Below are 19,255 nucleotides of genomic sequence, written 5' to 3'. Positions count from 1 at the left end.
GCGGCCGTTTTTTTGTAGGATCCTATGACAGAACCATCAAATCAATCTGAAGTTAGCCCGGTTTTCTTCCCTGAAGCTCGATCAATAACAGTGAAACAAGTAGCTGAATGGGCTGGGGCGGAGATTGTTCGTGGTGATAGTGAGCTTGCCATTACTGGTGTTGCTCCTCTTGATGAAGGCGTTCCCGGAACGCTTGTGTTCATCGATAATCCGAAATATCTGGATCAGCTTGAGAGCACGAAGGCAACAGCTTGTCTCGTGAGCAAAAAGCATGTTGACAAGGTGCCCGAGGGTGTTGTTCCTTTGCTCGCCAAGGAGCCGTACCGCTCACTGGCGAAAGTTTTGGCTGAGCTTTACCCAACCGCAATGCGGCCACTTCCGGTAACCAGCGAGACGTCTGTCAGTGCGCGTGCTTTTGTTGATGAGAGCGCGCAGCTGGGTGAAGGTGTTGTTGTTGAAGTTGGTGCTGTCATTGGCGCGCATGTGGTGATTGGGGCTGGATCTCGTGTTGGACCCAATGCGGTGATCGCTGCCAATTGTCAGTTGGGTGAGAACTGCTCCATTGGAGCAAATTCCAGTTTGCAGCACGCAGTGCTTGGTGACCGTGTCATTATTCACCCAAACGTTAGCATAGGGCAGGATGGCTTTGGGTTTGCGATGGGGCCAGGTGGACATATCAAGGTTCCCCAGCTGGGCCGAGTTGTGCTAGGAAATGATGTTGAAATTGGCGCTGGCTCCTGTATAGACCGCGGTGCAAACCGTGATACGACTGTGGGTGATGGAACCAAGATTGATAATCAGGTTCAGGTTGGTCACAACGTTAATATTGGAAAGCATTGCGTCATTGTTTCTCAGGTAGGGATTTCTGGAAGTTCCAGCCTTGAGGATTATGTGGTTCTTGGCGGACAGACCGGTGTTTCCGGGCACGTTCGCATTGGAATGGGCGCGCAAGTTGCTGGCGTAAGTGCTGTACACGACGATCTGGCGCCAGGTGGGCGTTATGGTGGTGTACCGGCACGGCCGATCCGTGAGTGGTTCAAGGAAATGACGGCGCTTCGCCGCCTGACCGCTCAAGGCGGCAAGAAATAACAGATTAGACCCGGGATCTGATCCCGATAGTTAACTAGATTGGCTGGTGAATGAGGAGGGCGTGTCCTCAGATGCTCCAAGTGAGACATATGCCAGTCAAACCGATATTGCTGAGGCATTATTATGAGTGATGTAGAGACCAGAACACTTGAAAGCGCTGATATCATGCGGGTTATGGAGCTTTTGCCCCATCGTTATCCGTTTTTGATGATTGACCGTATCGTTGATATGGATGGCGACAACTCAGGTGTTGGTATTAAGAATGTAACCATCAATGAGCCACATTTTCAGGGACATTTTCCAAGCCAGCCTGTAATGCCAGGTGTGTTGCTTATCGAAGCGATGGCTCAGACTGCTGGTGCGCTTTGCGTCCATGGTCGTGAAAAGAAAGATGTGCCTTCTCTGGTTTACTTCATGACCATTGATAAGTGTAAGTTCCGCAAGCCTGTGGTTCCTGGTGACCAGGTGCACTTTCATGTGAAAAAAGTCCGCAACCGCGCGACCATCTGGAAGTTTGAAGGTGTTGCAATGGTAGACGGGCAGAAGGTTGCTGAAGCGGAAATCAGCGCAATGCTTGTCGATTCTGACGAGGCGAATTGAGGTCATTGATGCAACAGATTCATCCCACCGCGATTATCGAGGACGGGGCCATACTTGGAGAGAATGTCAAGATCGGTCCTTACTGCATGGTGGGTCCCAAGGTAACCCTTGGCGATGATGTAGAGCTTGTTTCCCATGTGGTGATCGCTGGACGGACAACGATCGGTGCCCGGTCGAAGGTCTACCCGTTTGCCAGCTTGGGGCATCAGCCGCAGGATCTGAAGTTTTCCGGCGAAGATACGCTACTGGAAATCGGTGAAGACAATCAGATCCGCGAGCACTCCACTATGAACCCTGGTACTGCCGGCGGTGGTGGTGTGACGCGCGTTGGGAATGGTGGCCTGTTCATGATGGGTACTCATGTCGGGCATGATTGCATCGTGGGCAACAACGTTATTCTGGCCAACAACGCGACGCTTGCCGGGCATGTTGAAGTTGAAGATCATGTGATCTTTGGCGGACTGTCTGCTGTGCGTCAGTGGTGCCGTGTGGGTGCTCATTCCATCATTGGTGGTCTGACTGGCGTTGAGTTTGACGTGATCCCTTATGGATCTGTGATTGGTGATCGTGCACGTCTTGCAGGGCTGAATCTGATTGGTTTGAAGCGCCGCAACTTCTCTCGCGAAGAAATCCACGCCCTGCGCGGTGCGTATAAGGAAGTCTTCAACAGTGAAGAGGGTACGTTGCGTGCTCGTGCTGACATTGCGCGGACCAAGTACGCTGAATTTGAAGGTGTGCAGACGATGACGTCGTTCATGCTAGAAGATGAAAAGCGCCGGTTCTGTACGCCGCGCAACACCGGTGAATAAGGGTCTGTTTTGAATTCATGGTGAAACAGGCACCTATTGCTGTGATTGCTGGCGGCGGCGATTTGCCCGGTCTGGTCATTCGCTCCGCTATGGAACAAGGTCGCGATGTGGTGACCATCGCAATCAAGGGGGAGGCAGATGCCTCCCTTTCTGCGTTTAATCCCGTTGAACTTGGCTGGGGGCAAATCGGCAAACTGTTCTCAACGCTGAAATCTAATGGTGTTCAGGATGTGGTGTTGATCGGCGCTGTGCGGAAGCGGCCTGACTTCACATCGATCCTTGGTGATTTTGGAACGATTTGGCGTTTGCCGCGTATCATCAAGGCTGTTGTTGGCGGCGATGATCATTTGCTGGTGAAGGTAGCCGGAATATTTGAACGAGAGGGATTACACGTGGTTGGTGCTCATGAAGTTGCTCCGGGGCTGGTCGCAGGTTCGGGTCATGTGGCTGGGCCAAAGCCTGATGCCAAAGCTCTGAGCGACATGAAGCTTGCCATTGAGGCTGTCGATGCTGTGGGCCGATTGGATATCGGGCAGGGTGCTGTTGCTGTTGGCGCGCGTGTTGTGGCTGTTGAGGGGGCTGAAGGCACGGATGCCATGCTTGAGCGAGTTGCTGGCTTGCGTGCAAATGGCCGTGTCCGGTCCAAGGGGGCTGCGGGTGTGCTTGTAAAGTGTTCTAAGCCTCAGCAGGACCTTCGTCTTGATATGCCGACCGTTGGACCGGAAACCATACAGAAAGCTTTTGACGCGCAATTAAAAGGCGTGTGTGTTGAGGCTGGGCGTGTGCTGGTTGCTCATCGTGATGAGGTTGAGCGCCTTTGCGATGAGCTGGGTGTTTTCCTTTATGGCTGCGCACGTGATGAAGACTTTGAAGCTGGTGAGCGCTGAGGTATGAGCGAATTGGAAGCTGTCAAACCCTTCAAGGTTTTCTTTGTTGTTGGTGAGGAGTCTGGCGATCAGCTGGGTGCCGAAGTCATAAAAGCCTTGCGCGCCTCAATTGGCGATCGTCTTCAGGTCTGTGGTCTGGGCGGTGAGCGCATGGCGGCTCAAGGTGTGCAGTCGATCTTTCCGCTGCATGATATTGCTGTGATGGGCATTACGGCGGTGCTGGAACGTTTGCCGACAATTATTCGCCGTGTACATCAAACTGTTGATGCGGTTATTGCCGAGCAACCTGATTTACTGCTGATCATCGACTCTCCGGATTTCACTCACAATGTGGCAAAGCGCGTGCGCAAAAAAGCGCCTCATATTCGGGTGGTGGACTATGTGAGCCCGTCTGTGTGGGCGTGGCGTCCGGGACGTGCGAAGAAGATGGCCGTTTATGTGGATCAGCTGCTTGCTCTGTTGCCGTTTGAGCCTGAGGCCCACAAGCGCCTTGGTGGACCGCCCTGTGATTATGTGGGACATCCGTTGATTGAACGGCTTGCGGATTTGCGGCCTGCTCCGGGGGAGCGCGCAGAGCTCGGGACAGGCAGAAAGCAGTTGGTGGTGCTTCCTGGCTCGCGTACCAGTGAGGTTTCGCGGTTGCTGGAGCCGTTTGGTCAGGCTGTTGAGCTGGTTTGCGCACAAGACCCAGATGTGGATGTGATCATTCCAGCAGTGCCTCATCAGGAACAGCGCATTCGCGATGGTGTGGCTTCCTGGAAGGTGCAGCCGCGTATTGTGACGGGTGAAGCGGAAAAGTTTGCGGCATTGCGACAGGCAAATGCAGCGCTTGCGGCCAGCGGTACTGTGTCTTTGGAGCTGGCGATTGCTGGTGTGCCTATGGTCATAGCTTACAAGCTGGACTGGTTCTTCCGCCGCCTGAAGCAGATCAACCGGTTCGTCAAGATTGTTGCGGTGGACACCATTGTGCTGCCCAACCTTGTGCTTGGAGATCACAGCATCAAGGAATATATTGAAGACGAAGCGGCCCCTGAAGTGCTTAGTCAGGCCGTACTTGCGCTGCTGTCTGATAGTCCAGAGCGGCGGGCGCAGCTGGACGCGTTCTCTCGTATTGATGAAAAGATGCGTTTGCCTGAAGGGGAAAGCCAGGCAGGCAAGGCTGCCCGGATCATTTTGGAAACGGCTGGAGTTTCAGCTTAGGTGCTTTTGAAAGTGATTCATTAAATGGGTGTAGCTCTTTGAAAACCAAGAGTCATTTGGCGTTGCGCTTAAAGTGATGCTTTAAGCTATGAGTTTAAAGGCCTGAAGGGATCTTCAGGCCTTTTTATATGGTGGCTTAGTTGCTGACCACTTTGACCTGAATGACGCCTCTACACGTACCGTCGGAAAAGACACCGGAGGCTTCCTGGCTGCCGATCAATCCTGTTGCTGCCAGTTCCACATCTACAGGTGTTTTGGTTTCATCATCGGGGAAGATGATTTCATATTGGTTCTCGATGGAGAAGATACCTTCGCTTACGTTTCCGCCGAGTGCAATGACTTCGATGTTATGTCCTTCTTTGGTTGTCCGCTTGAGTGGGTTGCTTGCTGAATCTGGATTACTTTGCGTTGTGAAGTCGGTGCCATAGCGCTTTTCACAGGTGCCATCATCAGGGCTTCCATCGGTCATGGACAATTCAGAGAAGGTGATTGTTCTGTTGCCGGGGCCTAATCGTTGTGTGAGGGCCTGTGCTGATGTGCTGGCAATGGTCATAGCCAGAATGCAGGCGGAAGTCAGGAGGAATGGTTTCATTGTTCTATCCGTCCCGTTTTATTGAGTGGTATGGTGCAGTGTTGTATCATTGTGCTGCTGTATTCTTTACGAGCATGATCTGTACGGTGCCGCGGCATATTTTGTCAGAAAAAACTCCGGAAGCTTGTCTGTCTCCAATGAGGCCGGTTGCTATCAGTTGAAATTTGATAGGTTTAGCTTCGGTGTCATCGGGGAAGGTGAAGAAGTATTCATTTTCCAGCGAATATACGCCATCTCCCAAGCTGCCACCTACATGGGTCATCTTGATAATGTGCCCTTCATAAGTGTTGAATTCCCGCTGTTCAGGGAGGGAGCCGGGGTGTGCTTTTACAGTAAAGCCCTTCCCGTAGCGCCTTGTGCAGATCCCGTTGTCCGGACTTCCGTCCACCAGTGACGGGTCGGTGAATGCGGAAAACTTGTCGCCGCGCCCCAATCGCAGGCTCATCGCGTCTGCATTGATGCTTGTGAGCGTCAGGGCTGTCAGGGATATCACTGTGCAAAGGGCGGCTTTCATCGGGCTCGGGTCCTACTGCTGGGCCGATTGAATGGTGACCTTGCCGCGGCACGTGCCATCCGAGAACACGCCTGAGGCTGTTCCGCTGCCAATCAGGCCGGTTGCGAACATCTTCACATCAATTGTTTCTTTGTGTTCGTCATTGGGGAAGATGATCTCGTATTCATTTTCGATGGACAGGATGCCATCCCCAATGGTGCCTCCGGTGGAGGAGATGATGATGTCGTGGCCTTCTGTCGTCGTCTTTTGAGCGTTTGGTGAAGATGTGTCGGGATGGTCTGCGGTTTTGTAACCTGTTCCGTAGCGTTTTGCGCAGGTGCCGTCGTCTGGCGTGCCGTCTGCCAATGTCAGCTCGGAGAATGTGACGGATTCATTGTCATTGCCCAGACTGTGATCGTCTGCCAGAGCCGTGCTGCTGATATAGGCAATTGCGCCAAGGCTTGCTGCTGCACAGAGAAATTTCTTCATGGGTGCCACCACTTGTTATTTTCAGGCTTAAAACCGCGCAAAGAGTAGTCCTGCTGCGTTAACGTAGATGTTTTTGCTGAGCTTCGATTTTCTTTAGGATGAAGAATGGGTTTTGGGGATACTGCTGGATTTAGCCAGTTTCTAATGCACTACGCATAAACATCCGTGAAAACTGAAGATTTACGCAGTGCAGGGGCTGGAAAATCCGGGGCTTGTGATAGGCTATGCTCTTCATTGCATTGATGCATCGTGGGTTTTCGCCTGTCGTGTTTGTTTTGAGAATGAGTGTGCAGGTCAGCTACAGATTTTGAGGTTTTTATGAAAGTCAGAGACGCGGTTCTGGCCGATGTTGAAGAAATCAGCAGTTTTTTGCAGGAACTTGCTGCGTTGGGAAAGCGCAGTTTGCCGAGTGATGAGGCCTATGTGACCTCTCACTATATTGCTCATGCAGATAAAGTCCGCTGTTCTGTGGTTGAAGATGTGGATGGGACCCTGCTTGGGCTGCAGATCCTGAAACGGGCATCAGAGGGCAACACTTATGGTGTGACGCCGGGTTGGGGCATGATCGGCACCCATGTGCGCCCGAGTGCTGGGCGCCGCGGTGTCGGGCGGGCCTTGTTTGCTGCAACGCTTGATGCTGCCAGACAAGCCGGTCTTGAGAAGATTGATGCCACGATTGGTGCCTCCAACCCGGAGGGGTTGGGTTATTATGAGGCGGTTGGCTTTCGCACCTATAAGACCAACGAGAGTTCTGTCAGTAAATGTTTTGAGCTGACTGAGGCAACTGCGCCTGTCCAGAAATGATCATTTGACGCCGACGACAGAGAACCTTCCGGAGCAGATGCCATCTGAGAAGACGCCGGTGAAGATTTTTGAGTTCACGAAGCCGGTTATGAACTGGGTGTTCTCGACTTCTTCATCTGGATCATTGGGGAAGGTGATGAGGACTTGTGAGTGTTCGGCATAAATGCCGTCACCGCGAAGCTCACTGCGGGCGTAGAGGGAGAATTTGTGTCCTTTGTCGCTGACAAATTGTCCGCGCCGTCCGTTTGGATCGGGGTAGACAGTGTATCCGTTGCCATAGCGCTCTTTACAGAACTCGACCCCAACTGCATCTGTCAGGACTGTCAGGTTCTGGATGGCGATTTGCCGTGATACAGACAGGCGTTTCAGGTCTGTGAAGGGATTGCCCCGGTTGTCGCGGTGGGTGATCTGAGCATTGGCTTGCCCCAGCATCCCAATGGTGAGGATGAGAGCTACACCGGACTGTTTCAGTTTTGTAAGGCGCATGTCTACTCCCATTTCAAACCTGCTGTGCCTGACCTCTCGTCCCGGATCTGTCGGCGACAGGACTGAGGCTTGTTGCTGCACAGAAAATCTTCTTCATGGGGAGCTTCCACTCGTTGCTGTTCAGGCCTTACGACCCGCAAAGAATAGTCCTGCTGCGTTAATGTAAATGCTCTGGGTTCAATTTGATTTTCTTTAGGATGAAGAATGTGTTTCGCGCGATTGTCCGGATTTAATCAATTTCTCGAAGCAGCGTTTTGCGGGATCAATTGGCGGCTACGATGGAGAAGTGCCCGCTACAGACGCCATCAGAGAAGACGCCGCTGAACATCTTGGAGTTGACGAAGCCGGTGATGAAGGCAGTCACCTCGACCTCTACGTCCGGGGCATTGTGGAAGGTGATCAGCAGTTTTGAGTGTTCTGCATAAATGCCATCCTGACGCCACTCACTGCGATCGTAGAGGGAGACTTTGTCGTTCAACTTGCTGATAAACTGCCCTTGTTTCCCGTTTTGGTCAGGAAAAATGGTGCCGCCTTTGCCATAACGTCCCTCGCAAAACTCAATTCCCACGGCATCAGTCAGGACTGTCAGGTTGTCAATTAAGACTTGCCGTGTTGGAAGCGCGCGCTTCATGTCGGAAAACGGATTGGCCTTATTGACGCGATTGACGATCTGACTGCTGGCTGGCCCTAGCAGTCCAAAGGTGATGAGGAGAACAACACCGGACTGCTTCAGCTTTTTAACTCGCATGCTTTCTCTCGTTTTAAACCTGTTGCGTCCCATCTCTTGTACCTGAACGGTCAGGATTGGTGCGGCTGCGAAATGCTGTTGGACGATGAACCGGACGTGCCTTTTGCACCGGACCATTTCGGTTTGGGGAACCTCTCAGATTATCTGGCTCTGTCTGTGTCAGTTCAACGGAACGGTGGTGAGCGGGCTTTACTGGAGTTTCAGCGGGCCAACAAAGACCTTGCCGGTGCATGTGCCGTCTGTGAATACGCCGCTGTAATGGTCTCCGCCAATCAGGCCGGTTACGAACTGAGTGACCTCGATCTCTTCCTCTTTATTGCCGGGAAACGTCATCATAAACCGGTCGTGCTCTGCAAAAATGCCGTGTCCCAGGATCTCGTTTGTATCGACCAGCGTTACCGTGTGCCCTTTATCGCTGATGTAGGTGCGCTTAGGGGCTTCCTTGGAGGGGGAGACTGTATACCCGTCACCATATCGCTCAACGCAGATGGAATTGTCTGATGTGCCGTCCTGCATGCTCAGGTTTGAAAAGACAACGTCTCTGGAGGCTTGTGTGGTGTCGGTGTTTGCTAAGGAATAGCTTGCCAGACCAGCAGAGAGGAGCGTGAAAGCTGCAAAAACAGGGAGGGGGGCAAGACGCATCAATACATCCTTTTCTGATGCCAGTGGTAGTGCCGGGCACTTGGTCAAACATCAAGGATAGGGATGTGGTGAGGCATGAACAGGATTAAGCCGCCTCATGGTTTGCGTGTGTTGAACGCAATGGGCGCTATTCAAATAAAAAGGAGGCAAAATGCCTCCTTTTTCTAAGTCTGTCTATCAGCTCAAGCAGCTTTGCTACACTTCCCGAAAACCGGTATCCGTTTTTCGGAGAATGTTCTTAGCGGCGCTGGTCGATTGGCTGATAATCACGCTCGGAATAGCCGGTGTACAGCTGGCGTGGACGACCGATACGCTGGGAAGGATCTTCAATCATTTCCTTCCACTGTGCGATCCAACCTACTGTACGAGCCAGTGCGAAGAGCACGGTGAACATGGTGGTTGGGAAGCCCAGAGCACGCAGGGTGATGCCGGAGTAGAAGTCAATGTTTGGATAAAGCTTCTTCTCAACGAAGTAAGGATCGGTGAGAGCAACTTTTTCCAGTTCCATTGCCACTTCAAGAAGCGGATCGTCCTGGTGGCCCAGCTCTGCAAGCACTTCATGACAGGTTTTCTGCATGATGCGCGCGCGTGGGTCGTAGTTTTTGTAGACGCGGTGACCGAAGCCCATGAGGCGGAACGGATCATTCTTGTCTTTTGCACGTGCTACATACTCAGGAATACGGTCAACAGAACCGATTTCGGAGAGCATGTTCAGAGCTGCCTCATTCGCACCGCCATGAGATGGACCCCACAGACATGCAATACCAGCTGCAATACATGCAAATGGGTTTGCGCCTGAAGAACCAGCAAGACGTACGGTGGATGTGGAAGCATTCTGCTCGTGGTCAGCGTGCAGGATGAAGATACGGTCCATGGCACGTGCCAGAACCGGATTTACTTTATATTCCTCACATGGAACTGCGAAGCACATGTGCAGGAAGTTGGATGCGTAGTCCAGATCGTTTCTTGGGTAAACGAATGGCTGGCCAACGTGGTATTTGTAGGCCATTGCAGCAATGGTCGGCATCTTTGCGATCATGCGCAGGGATGCAACCATGCGCAGGTGTGGATCAGAGATGTCGGTGCTGTCATGATAGAAGGAAGAGAGAGCTCCAACGGTACCGGTCATGACTGCCATTGGGTGGGCGTCACGACGATAACCCTTGAAGAAAGAGCTCATCTGATCATGGATCATGGTGTGATAAGTTACACGATGAACAAAATCGTCCTTCTCTGCGCGTGTTGGCAGTTCGCCGTACAGCAGCAGATAGCAGCTTTCCAAAAAGTCGCCGTGTTCGGCGAGCTGTTCAATCGGGTAACCGCGGTAAAGCAGAACGCCTGCGTCACCGTCGATGTAAGTGATCTTGGATTCGCATGAGGCAGTTGATGTGAAACCAGGGTCCAGTGTGAAGTGATCAGTTTGCTTATAAAGCGAACCGATGTCCAGAACATCAGGGCCCATGGAGCCAGAGTGGACGTTAAAGTCCCAGCTGTTGTCTCCAATAGTCAGTTTCGCTGTTTTGTCGCTCATATCAGGCAACCCCCATTTTGTATCTCCTCATGCGACTTGCTTCATTTGTGTACAAATGAATACACTGCATGATCTGACGTTTCCGCCCGGAGGAGAGTGTTGTCGTGGAACTGCCTATATCATTTGCCGCGATGGGGCAAGCGCCCGCAACCAATGCTTTTAGCTATAAGTGTAACTACCGCTACGAATGACTAGTATTTGCAGCGGTAGTTTCTTTTAGAATTCAGCGAATTAAGCTGAAAGATCACGAATGCGTGCGCAAGATTCGTCTTTTCCGAGCACTTTGAGCACGTCAAAGATGCCTGGGGATGTGCCACGACCAGTGAGTGCAGCGCGCAATGGCTGAGCAACTTTGCCGAGTTTCAGCTCTTCTGCTTCAGCAACTGCCTTAACGGCAGTCTCGGTGCTCTCCACGGTCCACTCGTCCAGTGCTTCCAGAGCAACCAGAACCTTGCCAAGAACAGCACGTGCCTCGTCAGAGAGGATCTTTTCAGCCTTTGCATCCAGATCCAGCGGACGCTGAACCCAGAGGTAACGAGCAGATTCCTGCAGTTCGACAAGGGTCTTTGCACGCTCTTTCAGGCCAGGCAGAGCTTCAACCAGTTTGTCCTGGTTTCCATCGCCTGCAATCCACGCCATGACGTCTGCGCCGCCTTCCACGTCCATCAGATAGGTGAGGAAGTGACCGAGCAGCTCCTCATCGCTTTCTGAGCGCATGTAGTGAGCGTTCAGGTTTTCCAGCTTCTTGAAGTCGAAACGGGACGGGGATTTGCCGACAGCGTCCAGACCAAACCACTCGATCATCTGATCGGTAGAAAAGATCTCGTCATCGCCGTGGGACCAGCCGAGGCGTGCCAGATAGTTGCGCATGGCGGATGGCAAGTAGCCCATAGCCCGGTACGCTTCTGCACCTACTGCGCCGTGGCGCTTGGAGAGCTTTGCGCCATCTGGTCCGTAGATCAGCGGAATGTGCGCCATGACCGGGACATCCCAGTTCAGAGCCTTGTAGATCAGGGACTGGCGTGCTGCGTTGGTCAGGTGGTCATCGCCACGAACGATGTGGGTGACGCCCATGTCGTGATCGTCTACCACAACGGCCAGCATGTAGGTTGGGTTGCCATCAGAACGCACGAGGATCAGGTCGTCCAGATCCTTGTTGGCGAACTTGACGGTGCCCTGAACCTGATCTTCCACGATGGTGTCACCTTCAAGCGGTGCTTTCAGGCGAATGGCAGGGGCGATGCCTTCTGGTGCTTCAGATGGGTCACGATCACGCCAGGTGCCGTCATAGCGCGGCGGGCGACCTTCTGCGCGGGCCTTCTCGCGCATCTCGTTCACTTCTTCCGGGGAGCAGTAGCAGTAGTACGCAGTGCCGTCCTTGACCATCTGCTCAGCAACTTCGCGGTGGCGGTCAACGCGGCCATACTGGGAGATCGGCTCGCCGTCCCAGTCCATGCCCAGCCAGGACAGACCGTCCAGCAGCGCATCTACGGCTTCCTCAGTGGAGCGGGAGCGATCGGTGTCTTCAATGCGCAGCAGCATTTTACCGTCGCTGTGTTTTGCCAGAAGCCAGTTGAACAGGGCTGTACGGGCGCCGCCAATATGCAGGTAGCCAGTAGGAGAAGGCGCGAAGCGCGTCACAACAGGTTTAGTCATAGGTGTTCCGGAAAAGTTTCAAGTTACTTCGAATAGTTTGGGGTAATTACGGCGGGGCGCCGTACCTCTGCGGGCTGTGTACCATAGCATTGAAAAGTTCCCAAGTGGCAGAAAGGGACTTAAGGGTGCGCGAGGGGCAATCATCCTCAGACAAGACGCAATCTGGTGGCTGTGCTCCCAGAATAGGTGAGCTTTGCCTTGAGGAGGATAAGTTTTCTTCTGCGCCGTTTGAGACCGATACGGCGCTTGCTGGGCGAACTACACAGCAACGCACAAAAACGCAAGTCAACGCAAAAAACGCACATAGCAACGCAAGCATGCGTTTTGCTGAAGAGAAACAGCGCCTTAGTCTTCGTGATGTGCTTCAAAGGGCACGTAAGCTGCTGGGTTTCGTGCTGAGGCCGGATTGGTCAGCTGTCATGACTTATGCCCGCTCTGCGCTCGTGCAGGATTGGAACAAGGGGCATGGCATCCTCTGGTATGCGCTTTGCCATTTAGCTGGTGTGCTGGTTTATTTCTCACTCCCCGCCGAGCCTTACAGTGTTTTAAGCGGAACTCCTTTTATCTTATTGGGAGTATTCGCTTTTCGTCGTTGGAAGATCGGGCGGTTAACGGTTGGGCTGACCGCGCTTTTGTTCTTTACTGCCGGGTTCTTCCTTGCTGATTTGCGCGTGGAGTATGCGCGCGGTGACCCGCTGGAGCGCCCGGTTACACGCAAAGTGGAGGGTGTGGTTGCTGGAGTGAAGCATTCTGGCAAAGGGGCTTACTCCGTCATTTTTGCAGATGTGACAACACTTTCGCAGAAGGGCGTAACTCTTCTTTCTTATCGCATCCGGATTAGCATCAAGGGGATGAAAGAGGCACCCGTGATGGGGGACAGGATGCAGCTGAAGGCTCGGTTGTTGCCGCCGGGAGGTGCGGTGCGCCCCGGTGGGTATGACTTTGCCCGAACTGCGTTTTTCAGTGGGATTGGTGCGGTCGGCTATGCGCTTTCCAAACCGGTTGTTGTGGCACAGGTAGAGGGCACAAGTTTTCTGCAAGGGATAGAGCGTGTGCGCAGTGGGATAGCACAGCGGATCCGGCGGGTGTTGGATAACAGCCCGGAAAGTGCGTTTGCTGTTGCACTTCTGGTGGGCAAGCGAGACTATCTTGCCACCGCTGACAAGGATGCCTTGCGCAATGCAGGGCTTGCTCATGTGCTCGCTATCTCCGGCATGCATATGGGACTTGTGACCTCTCTGGTCTTCCTTGGTGCCCGCCTGATCCTATCCCTCAGCCAGTCGCTTGCGCTGAAAGGACATATTCACGTTTATGCCAGCGTGGCAGCACTGATTGCGGCGATTGTTTATCTTGGTTTGTCAGGAGCTTCTGTGGCAACGCAGCGGGCTTTTTTGATGGCGGCGATGATTTTATGCGCGGGTCTGCTTGGTCGGCGGGCCTTCAGTCTGCGTGGTCTGGCGCTGGCTTGCCTTGTGCTTTTAAGCCTGAGGCCGGAGGAGGTTCTGGCTCCCGGGTTTCAGATGTCCTTCATTGCAGTGCTCGCCTTGCTCTCAGCCTATATGCTTGGGAAGGATTGGTTGCTCGGTAATCGAGATAGTTCGCGAAGACGGAATACCTCATGGTTTCATAGGATTAGTCGTGTAATCTTAAAGTGGATTCTAGCTTGTGCGTTGACCTCGTTGATTGCAGGTGCTGCCACGGGGCCAGTTGCGGCGATGCATTTTGAGCAGGTTGCGCCTTATGGAGTTCTGGGGAATATTCTTGCTATGCCATTGGTGACTTTTGTGGTTATGCCCCTTGGGTTATTGAGTCTGTTGGCGATCCCGTTTGGTGCGGATGCGTTCTTTCTGCAAGGGATGGAGGCTGGGTTGGCGCTGGTGCTGAAAGCTGCTTACTGGGTGAGCTCACTCAGTGAGGGGCTGACCAGTCTCGGGGTTTCCAGTGCTCCAGGGTATCTGCTCGTGATCCTAGCGATTGTCGTACTGTGTGTGATGCCGCTGCGCCTGAAATGGCTTTCACTTCCGGCATTTACGGTGAGTGTCCTGATGTTTGCCGGTGGCAAGGCGCCTGATCTGATGATTGCGGATGCGGGCAAGCACATTGCTTATTATGGGCAGGATGGTGCGTTTCGACTGACGTCCTCACGTATGTCGTTTGCTGCTGACAGCCTGTTGCGCGCTGGTGGAGTTTCGGCGGGTTCGTTCAAGCAACACAAGGTGAGGGCTTCAGATCGGTCCTGTGATGATCGCGGCTGTGTGATTGAGATATTCCCTCAGCAGCCTGCAGAGGGAGGGAGGATAAGCTCTGCGCCGATCCTGTTGGCACAGTCCAAAGTGGCTGATGTTTTGGAGGCTGACTGCCATCTTGCCACCATCGTCATCACGCAGGTTCAGGCGCCTCCGGCTTGCCGGGCTGAGCTGGTTATTGACCAGAAGGTTTTCGGAGAGCGCGGTTCAGCTTACATCTGGCTTTCTGTTGGTGCTGAGGGCGGGGAAAGAATAAAAAAAGTGCGCTGGGCATATGATGCTCAGCGCAGGCCTTGGAATCCGAAATTGCCTCAGGCAACCAATGATTTAATAGCGGCGGAAGAGCGCAATCATCTTGCCTTGCACGTGGACGCGGCCCGGGCCGAAGATGCGAGTTTCGTAGGCGGGGTTGGCCGCTTCCAGCGCGACTGAGGCGCCTTTTTTGCGCAGGCGCTTCAAGGTTGCTTCTTCTTCATCAATCAGCGCCACAACAATCTCGCCGTTATCAGCCGTGTCACCACGTTTGATCAACACGGTATCTCCATCGAAGATACCGGCATCGATCATGGAATCGCCTTTGACTTCCAGCGCATAATGCTCGCCGCGACCCATCAGATCAGCAGGCATTGCGATGGTATGGCTTTGTGTCTGGATTGCTTCGATTGGGACGCCTGCAGCAATGCGGCCCATGACCGGGATTTCCAGCGTTGGCACTTCGTCTGGTGATGTGGCGCGTGGAGGTGGCGGCGTTGCTACTTTCTTGCTCAGGGAGCCCTCAATCACCTCAGGTGCAAAGCCTTTTTCCTTGGCGGCAGGCTTCAGGCCCGGAGAAATGGAGTCTGGCAGTTTGAGGATTTCAAGTGCACGAGCTCTGTTCGGCAAGCGGCGAATGAAGCCGCGCTCTTCCAGAGCTGTGATCAGCCGGTGAATGCCGGATTTGGAACGGAGGTCCAGCGCGTCCTTCATCTCATCGAAGGAGGGCGGAACACCGGCTTCCTTCAAGCGTTGATGGATGAACATCAAAAGCTCGTGTTGCTTCTGTGTAAGCATCTTTTATCCCCGTTCGCTCCTAAGGCGCTGATTGAAAGTGAGCGGCCATTCCTGACCAATCGCGGTTTTGTAATTCCAAGAAGCTAAAAGACTTCAACTTCTGCGATTGGAAGGACAAAACACGAACGTACTCTACCTGTTCTCATTGTGTTCTGCAATGGGTTTGTTGAGGTTAAGCCCTGCTAGAACTGGGGGATTTGGTTTCTGGTGGGTGAGTGGGCAGGGGTTGCCCACTCCTGATGACTGGATTTAGCGTAGCTTGAGCAGCTCCACTTTTTCACCTGCCTTTGCAGCTGGTGCGTGTGGTGGGCGAATGATCAGGGCATCTGCTTTTGTCAGCAAGGCAAGCATGGAAGAGTCCTGTTTGCCAAACGGCGTTGCTATCAGATCTCCGTGTTCATCTGTACTCAGGCTAGCGCGCAGGTAGTCCTGGCGCATATCATTTGCAGGCAAATCAGTTGCCAATGTGGCTTTGGTAACGCCTTGATTTGTCACAGAGACCGTGCGGCCTAGCATCTTATCCAGAAGCGGGCCAAGGAAGAGGAGTGCGCATACAAGGCTGGAGACTGGATTGCCAGGAAGGCCGAGGACTTTCATGGGGCCAAGGGCTCCGGCCATGAGGGGCTTGCCCGGGCGCATGGCGATGCGCCAGAAGCCTAGCTCCATGCCTTCAGCGCCCAGTACGTCCTGAATGAGATCGTGGTCGCCCACAGAGGCACCGCCGAGTGTCACCAGTACATCGGCTTTTGCTTCAATAGCCTGTTTCACGCGTGCCGTGATTTCCTCAGGCTGGTCTGGTGCAATGCCCAGCATCATTGGCGTTCCGCCACAGTTTCTGACGAATTCTGCGATGCCGACCTGATTGGACGCTATGATTTGATTCGGACCTGGTATCTGACCTGGCTCGACGAGTTCATCACCATTTGCGAGGATCGCAACGACTGGCTTTTTGCGCACTGGCAAGGTTGCGTGGTTCATGGCGCCTGCAAGAGACAATTCACGGAAGCCGAGTGGTGCGCCCGCCTTCAGGAGGGTCTGGCCTTCTTTGAAGTCGAGGCCTGCTGGGCGGATGAACTTACCAATAGAAACGGCTTCCTCGCAAAACAGGTTATCCCCGTCACGGCGAGCGTTTTCCTGCATCAAAATTGCGTCGACGCCTGCTGGAACAGGTGCACCTGTAAAGATGCGCAGAGCTTCTCCGGCTTGCAGCGTGCCATCGAAGTTATGCCCGGCAGCAATTTCTCCAATAACTTTCAAGGCAGTCTCTGGATCGACCGTATCAGCAGCTTTGACGGCATATCCATCCATCGCTGAGGCGGAAAATGGAGGCTGCGTTCGTGTTGCGGCAACATCTTCTGCCAGAATGCGTTTTCCAGCTTCAAGTAGTGGAAGCTGCTCGGTGTTGGTTGGCTTCACATCTTTCAGGAGGCGGTCCAGCGCTTCTTCAATACTGATCAAGCTCATTGGGAGTTATCCTCCTCAGCCAGATAGTGACCGGACTTGCCGCCCTTCTTCTCCAGCAACCGGATTTCACCGATCTCCATAGAACGGTCAACGGCTTTTGCCATGTCGTAAATTGTCAGGCAGGCAACGGAGGCGGCTGTAAGTGCTTCCATCTCGATGCCAGTCTGGCCTGACACTTTTGCGAAGACTTCGATCTCAATTCCTGGCAGCTCAGGGTTGGGTGTGAAGTCCACCTGAACCTTGGAAAGCGCCAGAGGATGGCAGAGAGGGATCAGCTCGTGTGTGCGCTTTGCAGCCATGATGCCAGCGATGCGCGCTGTTGCAAGTACGTCGCCTTTCTTGGCGTTGCCTGAAAGGATCATGTTCAGAGTCTCAGGCTGCATTTTTACCTGACCGCCTGCACGGGCAATGCGTGAGGTAACCTCTTTCTCCGAAATGTCGACCATATGAGCCGCACCGCTGTCATCTAAGTGAGTGAGTTTTGGAGAAAGTTCTGACATTTTCTTGCCTCTGGACACAGTTTGTTCAGGTGTCTGCTTTTGCCAAGCAGTTGATTTTTAGCGTTTAAGCAAAGCTTTGGTTGCGGTTTCCACATCTTCCTGACGCATCAGACTTTCGCCGATGAGGAAGGTGGAGATGCCGGAGTTTTCCATTCGGGAGAGGTCTTCCGGAGTGAACAGGCCGCTCTCGCCAACGATGATCCGATCTTGCGGGATCAGTGGTGCGAGCCGCTCGCTGGTTTCCAGAGATGTCTCGAAGGTTTTTAGATTGCGATTGTTGATGCCAACAAGCGGAGAGGAGAGCTTCAGTGCGCGTTCCAACTCAGCGTCGTCATGAACCTCGATAAGCGCATCCATGCCCAGTTCAAATGCGGCGTCTTCCAACTCTTTGGCCAGTTGGTCGTCAACAGCTGCCATAATGATCAGAATACAGTCAGCGCCCCATGCACGTGCTTCATGAACCTGATAGGTGTCATAAAGGAAGTCCTTGCGCAGAACTGGCAGGGAGACTTCAGCGCGAGTTGTGACGAGATATTCTGGTTTGCCCTGAAAGGATGGTGTGTCTGTCAATACGGACAAGCATGCTGCGCCACCGTTTTCATAGGCTTTGGCGAGTGCGGGCGGGTTGAAGTCAGCGCGGATCAACCCCTTGGATGGACTTGCTTTTTTAACCTCTGCGATCAGGGCGTACTCACCGTTCGCATGCTTGGCTTTCAAAGCATCTGCAAAGCCGCGTGTTGGTGTTGCTGCTTTAATCGCCTCATTCAGATCAGCCAATGAAGTTTGCGCTTTGGCAGCAGCAATTTCTTCACGTTTGTAAGCTTCGATTTTCTTAAGGATATCTGACATGGGATCCGTGGTCTTAGAGTTTCATATTGGCAGCTGTTGCAGCGTCGGAGGCTTCAACAAGTTTGTCCAGTCGGGAAAGGGCTGCACCTTGGTCAATCGCCTGCGCAGCCATCTGGACACCCTCAGCGAGGGTGGAGACCTTATCTGCGACGATAAGGGAGGCCGCTGAATTGAGCAGGACGATATCCCTGTAAGCGTTTTTTGCTCCTTGCAGCACTTCGCGCAGTGCCTGAGCATTTTCTTTTGGATCGCCACCTTTCAGCTCTTCTGTCTTTGCAAGCGGCAGGCCTGCATCTTCAGGAGACACTATGAAGGTGTTGATGTTTCCGTTCTTCAGTTCGGCGACAAAGGTGGTTCCGGTGGTGGTGATTTCGTCCATTCCATCGGAGCCGTTGACGATCCAGGCTTTTTCGGTGCCCATTTCCTGAAGGGTGTTGGCGAGTGGTTCAACCCATTGCTGTGCGAATACGCCTGTCATCTGGCGCTTTGCTCCTGCCGGATTGGCGAGCGGGCCTAGCAGGTTGAAGATCGTTCTGGTGCCCAGCTCAATGCGGGCAGGGCCGACATGGCGCATGGCCTTGTGGTGATTTGGCGCAAACATGAAGCCGATACCGGCCTCATGAATGCAATGGCTGATGCCGTTTGCATCCAGGTCCAGGTTGATGCCAAGCTCGGCAAGTGCTTCTGCTGAGCCGGATTTGGAGGACAGGGACCGATTGCCATGTTTTGCAACGGTCACGCCACAGCCCGCCACAACAATGGCTGTGCAGGTTGAAATGTTATAGGAGCCGGATGCGTCGCCACCTGTACCAACAATGTCGATAGCGTGATCTGGTGCTTTCACCGGGATCATCTTGGCGCGCATGGTTTCTACAGCAGCGGAAATTTCGTCGATGGTTTCGCCGCGCAAGCGCAGGGCCATGAGGAAGCCGCCGATCTGTGCGGGAGTTGCAGCACCTGACATGATGATCTCGAAGGCCTCGCGGGCCTGAGATCGGTCCAACGTGTTTCCGTCAGCGACAATTCCAATGAGATTTTTCAAATTGCTCACGGCGAAAACCCCCTCAATCTCTCAGGTAATTCCTTAGCATACACAAGGGCTAACTATTAGATAGCTTTC

The 19,255-nt window shown here is 53.3% G+C and carries 20 protein-coding genes; 7 read left to right on the top strand and 13 right to left on the bottom strand.

Going from position 1 to position 19,255, the window contains the following annotated elements:
* Nucleotides 1–24 precede the first annotated feature (24 nt).
* The 5 genes from lpxD to lpxB all read left to right on the top strand — a co-directional run bounded on the left by lpxD (nt 25) and on the right by lpxB (nt 4,585).
* The gene (lpxD, locus tag PsW64_RS24180) at nt 25–1,089 is read left to right on the top strand and encodes a UDP-3-O-(3-hydroxymyristoyl)glucosamine N-acyltransferase (RefSeq protein WP_063305288.1); all 1,065 of its coding nucleotides are present in this window, start codon (nt 25–27) and stop codon (nt 1,087–1,089) included.
* A 123-nt stretch (nt 1,090–1,212) separates the two neighbouring features.
* Nucleotides 1,213–1,689 carry a 3-hydroxyacyl-ACP dehydratase FabZ gene (gene fabZ, locus PsW64_RS24175; RefSeq protein WP_063289006.1) on the top strand — a complete coding sequence of 159 codons (477 nt, stop codon included), beginning with the start codon at nt 1,213–1,215 and terminating at the stop codon, nt 1,687–1,689.
* A gap of 8 nt (nt 1,690–1,697) precedes the next feature.
* Entirely contained in the window at nt 1,698–2,498 is an 801-nt protein-coding gene (lpxA, locus tag PsW64_RS24170) for an acyl-ACP--UDP-N-acetylglucosamine O-acyltransferase (protein ID WP_063305287.1), read from the top strand.
* A gap of 17 nt (nt 2,499–2,515) precedes the next feature.
* On the top strand, nt 2,516–3,385 hold the full coding sequence (locus tag PsW64_RS24165) for an LpxI family protein (RefSeq protein ID WP_063305286.1): 870 nt from the start codon (nt 2,516–2,518) through the stop codon (nt 3,383–3,385).
* Between the two features lie 3 nt (nt 3,386–3,388).
* Nucleotides 3,389–4,585 carry a lipid-A-disaccharide synthase gene (lpxB, locus tag PsW64_RS24160; protein ID WP_063305285.1) on the top strand — a complete coding sequence of 399 codons (1,197 nt, stop codon included), beginning with the start codon at nt 3,389–3,391 and terminating at the stop codon, nt 4,583–4,585.
* A gap of 136 nt (nt 4,586–4,721) precedes the next feature.
* On the opposite strand, the gene PsW64_RS24155 is transcribed toward lpxB, so the two are convergent.
* From PsW64_RS24155 to PsW64_RS24145, 3 genes are read right to left on the bottom strand one after another with little or no spacing between them, the layout of a single operon-like run.
* On the bottom strand, nt 4,722–5,177 hold the full coding sequence (locus PsW64_RS24155) for a hypothetical protein (RefSeq protein ID WP_063305284.1): 456 nt from the start codon (nt 5,175–5,177) through the stop codon (nt 4,722–4,724).
* A gap of 46 nt (nt 5,178–5,223) precedes the next feature.
* Nucleotides 5,224–5,691: a hypothetical protein gene (locus tag PsW64_RS24150; protein WP_063305283.1), complete on the bottom strand. Its 468-nt coding sequence runs from the start codon at nt 5,689–5,691 to the stop codon at nt 5,224–5,226.
* Between the two features lie 12 nt (nt 5,692–5,703).
* Nucleotides 5,704–6,159 (bottom strand): hypothetical protein, encoded by a 456-nt coding sequence (locus PsW64_RS24145; RefSeq protein ID WP_063305282.1) that lies wholly within the window; start codon nt 6,157–6,159, stop codon nt 5,704–5,706.
* Between the two features lie 318 nt (nt 6,160–6,477).
* On the opposite strand from PsW64_RS24145, the gene PsW64_RS24140 reads away from it, so the two are divergent.
* On the top strand, nt 6,478–6,963 hold the full coding sequence (locus PsW64_RS24140) for a GNAT family N-acetyltransferase (protein WP_063305281.1): 486 nt from the start codon (nt 6,478–6,480) through the stop codon (nt 6,961–6,963).
* Here PsW64_RS24140 and PsW64_RS24135 read toward each other — a convergent pair whose 3' ends face one another.
* From PsW64_RS24135 to gltX, 5 genes are all read right to left on the bottom strand, one after another.
* Nucleotides 6,964–7,449 carry a hypothetical protein gene (locus PsW64_RS24135; RefSeq protein WP_057465516.1) on the bottom strand — a complete coding sequence of 162 codons (486 nt, stop codon included), beginning with the start codon at nt 7,447–7,449 and terminating at the stop codon, nt 6,964–6,966.
* 262 nt (nt 7,450–7,711) lie between these two features.
* The gene (locus PsW64_RS24130; protein WP_063305445.1) at nt 7,712–8,197 is read right to left on the bottom strand and encodes a hypothetical protein; all 486 of its coding nucleotides are present in this window, start codon (nt 8,195–8,197) and stop codon (nt 7,712–7,714) included.
* A gap of 189 nt (nt 8,198–8,386) precedes the next feature.
* Complete coding sequence (locus PsW64_RS24125) at nt 8,387–8,839, bottom strand: hypothetical protein (RefSeq protein WP_063305280.1); 453 nt, start codon at nt 8,837–8,839, stop codon at nt 8,387–8,389.
* 238 nt (nt 8,840–9,077) lie between these two features.
* A complete protein-coding gene (gene gltA / locus PsW64_RS24120; protein WP_057465514.1) occupies nt 9,078–10,370 on the bottom strand; it encodes a citrate synthase in 1,293 nt (430 codons plus the stop codon).
* A gap of 231 nt (nt 10,371–10,601) precedes the next feature.
* A complete protein-coding gene (gltX, locus tag PsW64_RS24115; RefSeq protein WP_063305279.1) occupies nt 10,602–12,026 on the bottom strand; it encodes a glutamate--tRNA ligase in 1,425 nt (474 codons plus the stop codon).
* Nucleotides 12,027–12,151: 125 nt separating this feature from the next.
* Between gltX and PsW64_RS24110 the strand changes: the two genes are divergently transcribed.
* Nucleotides 12,152–14,704, top strand: coding sequence for a ComEC/Rec2 family competence protein (locus PsW64_RS24110; RefSeq protein ID WP_063305278.1), 2,553 nt, complete (start codon nt 12,152–12,154; stop codon nt 14,702–14,704).
* Here the strand turns inward: PsW64_RS24110 and lexA are convergent.
* The 5 genes from lexA to trpD all read right to left on the bottom strand — a co-directional run bounded on the left by lexA (nt 14,600) and on the right by trpD (nt 19,186).
* Complete coding sequence (gene lexA, locus PsW64_RS24105) at nt 14,600–15,322, bottom strand: transcriptional repressor LexA (protein ID WP_063288996.1); 723 nt, start codon at nt 15,320–15,322, stop codon at nt 14,600–14,602. The genes PsW64_RS24110 and lexA overlap by 105 nt on opposite strands.
* Before the next feature lie 249 nt (nt 15,323–15,571).
* Complete coding sequence (locus PsW64_RS24100) at nt 15,572–16,786, bottom strand: molybdopterin molybdotransferase MoeA (protein WP_063305277.1); 1,215 nt, start codon at nt 16,784–16,786, stop codon at nt 15,572–15,574.
* Entirely contained in the window at nt 16,783–17,286 is a 504-nt protein-coding gene (gene moaC / locus PsW64_RS24095) for a cyclic pyranopterin monophosphate synthase MoaC (protein WP_063305276.1), read from the bottom strand. The genes PsW64_RS24100 and moaC overlap by 4 nt, the downstream gene beginning before the upstream one ends.
* A 57-nt stretch (nt 17,287–17,343) precedes the next feature.
* On the bottom strand, nt 17,344–18,135 hold the full coding sequence (gene trpC / locus PsW64_RS24090) for an indole-3-glycerol phosphate synthase TrpC (protein ID WP_063305275.1): 792 nt from the start codon (nt 18,133–18,135) through the stop codon (nt 17,344–17,346).
* A 13-nt stretch (nt 18,136–18,148) separates the two neighbouring features.
* On the bottom strand, nt 18,149–19,186 hold the full coding sequence (gene trpD / locus PsW64_RS24085) for an anthranilate phosphoribosyltransferase (protein WP_063305274.1): 1,038 nt from the start codon (nt 19,184–19,186) through the stop codon (nt 18,149–18,151).
* Nucleotides 19,187–19,255 lie beyond the last annotated feature (69 nt).

This window comes from Pseudovibrio sp. W64, assembly GCF_001623145.1.
Taxonomy (GTDB): Bacteria; Pseudomonadota; Alphaproteobacteria; order Rhizobiales; family Stappiaceae; genus Pseudovibrio.
The sequence above is the reverse complement of the archived record's forward strand: the minus strand, read 5'-3'. Positions and strand labels throughout refer to the sequence as shown.

Excerpts from the sequence above, each read along its gene's own strand:
- lpxA (WP_063305287.1), top strand. The coding sequence starts at position 1,698 with ATGCAACAGATTCATCCCACCGCGATTATCGAGGACGGGGCCATACTT.
- PsW64_RS24135 (WP_057465516.1), bottom strand. The coding sequence starts at position 7,449 with ATGCGCCTTACAAAACTGAAACAGTCCGGTGTAGCTCTCATCCTCACC.
- moaC (WP_063305276.1), bottom strand. The coding sequence starts at position 17,286 with ATGTCAGAACTTTCTCCAAAACTCACTCACTTAGATGACAGCGGTGCG.
- PsW64_RS24145 (WP_063305282.1), bottom strand. The coding sequence starts at position 6,159 with ATGAAGAAATTTCTCTGTGCAGCAGCAAGCCTTGGCGCAATTGCCTAT.
- lexA (WP_063288996.1), bottom strand. The coding sequence starts at position 15,322 with ATGCTTACACAGAAGCAACACGAGCTTTTGATGTTCATCCATCAACGC.
- PsW64_RS24130 (WP_063305445.1), bottom strand. The coding sequence starts at position 8,197 with ATGCGAGTTAAAAAGCTGAAGCAGTCCGGTGTTGTTCTCCTCATCACC.
- lpxB (WP_063305285.1), top strand. The coding sequence starts at position 3,389 with ATGAGCGAATTGGAAGCTGTCAAACCCTTCAAGGTTTTCTTTGTTGTT.
- gltA (WP_057465514.1), bottom strand. The coding sequence starts at position 10,370 with ATGAGCGACAAAACAGCGAAACTGACTATTGGAGACAACAGCTGGGAC.
- gltX (WP_063305279.1), bottom strand. The coding sequence starts at position 12,026 with ATGACTAAACCTGTTGTGACGCGCTTCGCGCCTTCTCCTACTGGCTAC.
- PsW64_RS24140 (WP_063305281.1), top strand. The coding sequence starts at position 6,478 with ATGAAAGTCAGAGACGCGGTTCTGGCCGATGTTGAAGAAATCAGCAGT.
- PsW64_RS24165 (WP_063305286.1), top strand. The coding sequence starts at position 2,516 with ATGGTGAAACAGGCACCTATTGCTGTGATTGCTGGCGGCGGCGATTTG.
- PsW64_RS24100 (WP_063305277.1), bottom strand. The coding sequence starts at position 16,786 with ATGAGCTTGATCAGTATTGAAGAAGCGCTGGACCGCCTCCTGAAAGAT.
- trpC (WP_063305275.1), bottom strand. The coding sequence starts at position 18,135 with ATGTCAGATATCCTTAAGAAAATCGAAGCTTACAAACGTGAAGAAATT.
- PsW64_RS24125 (WP_063305280.1), bottom strand. The coding sequence starts at position 8,839 with ATGCGTCTTGCCCCCCTCCCTGTTTTTGCAGCTTTCACGCTCCTCTCT.
- lpxD (WP_063305288.1), top strand. The coding sequence starts at position 25 with ATGACAGAACCATCAAATCAATCTGAAGTTAGCCCGGTTTTCTTCCCT.
- fabZ (WP_063289006.1), top strand. The coding sequence starts at position 1,213 with ATGAGTGATGTAGAGACCAGAACACTTGAAAGCGCTGATATCATGCGG.
- PsW64_RS24150 (WP_063305283.1), bottom strand. The coding sequence starts at position 5,691 with ATGAAAGCCGCCCTTTGCACAGTGATATCCCTGACAGCCCTGACGCTC.
- PsW64_RS24155 (WP_063305284.1), bottom strand. The coding sequence starts at position 5,177 with ATGAAACCATTCCTCCTGACTTCCGCCTGCATTCTGGCTATGACCATT.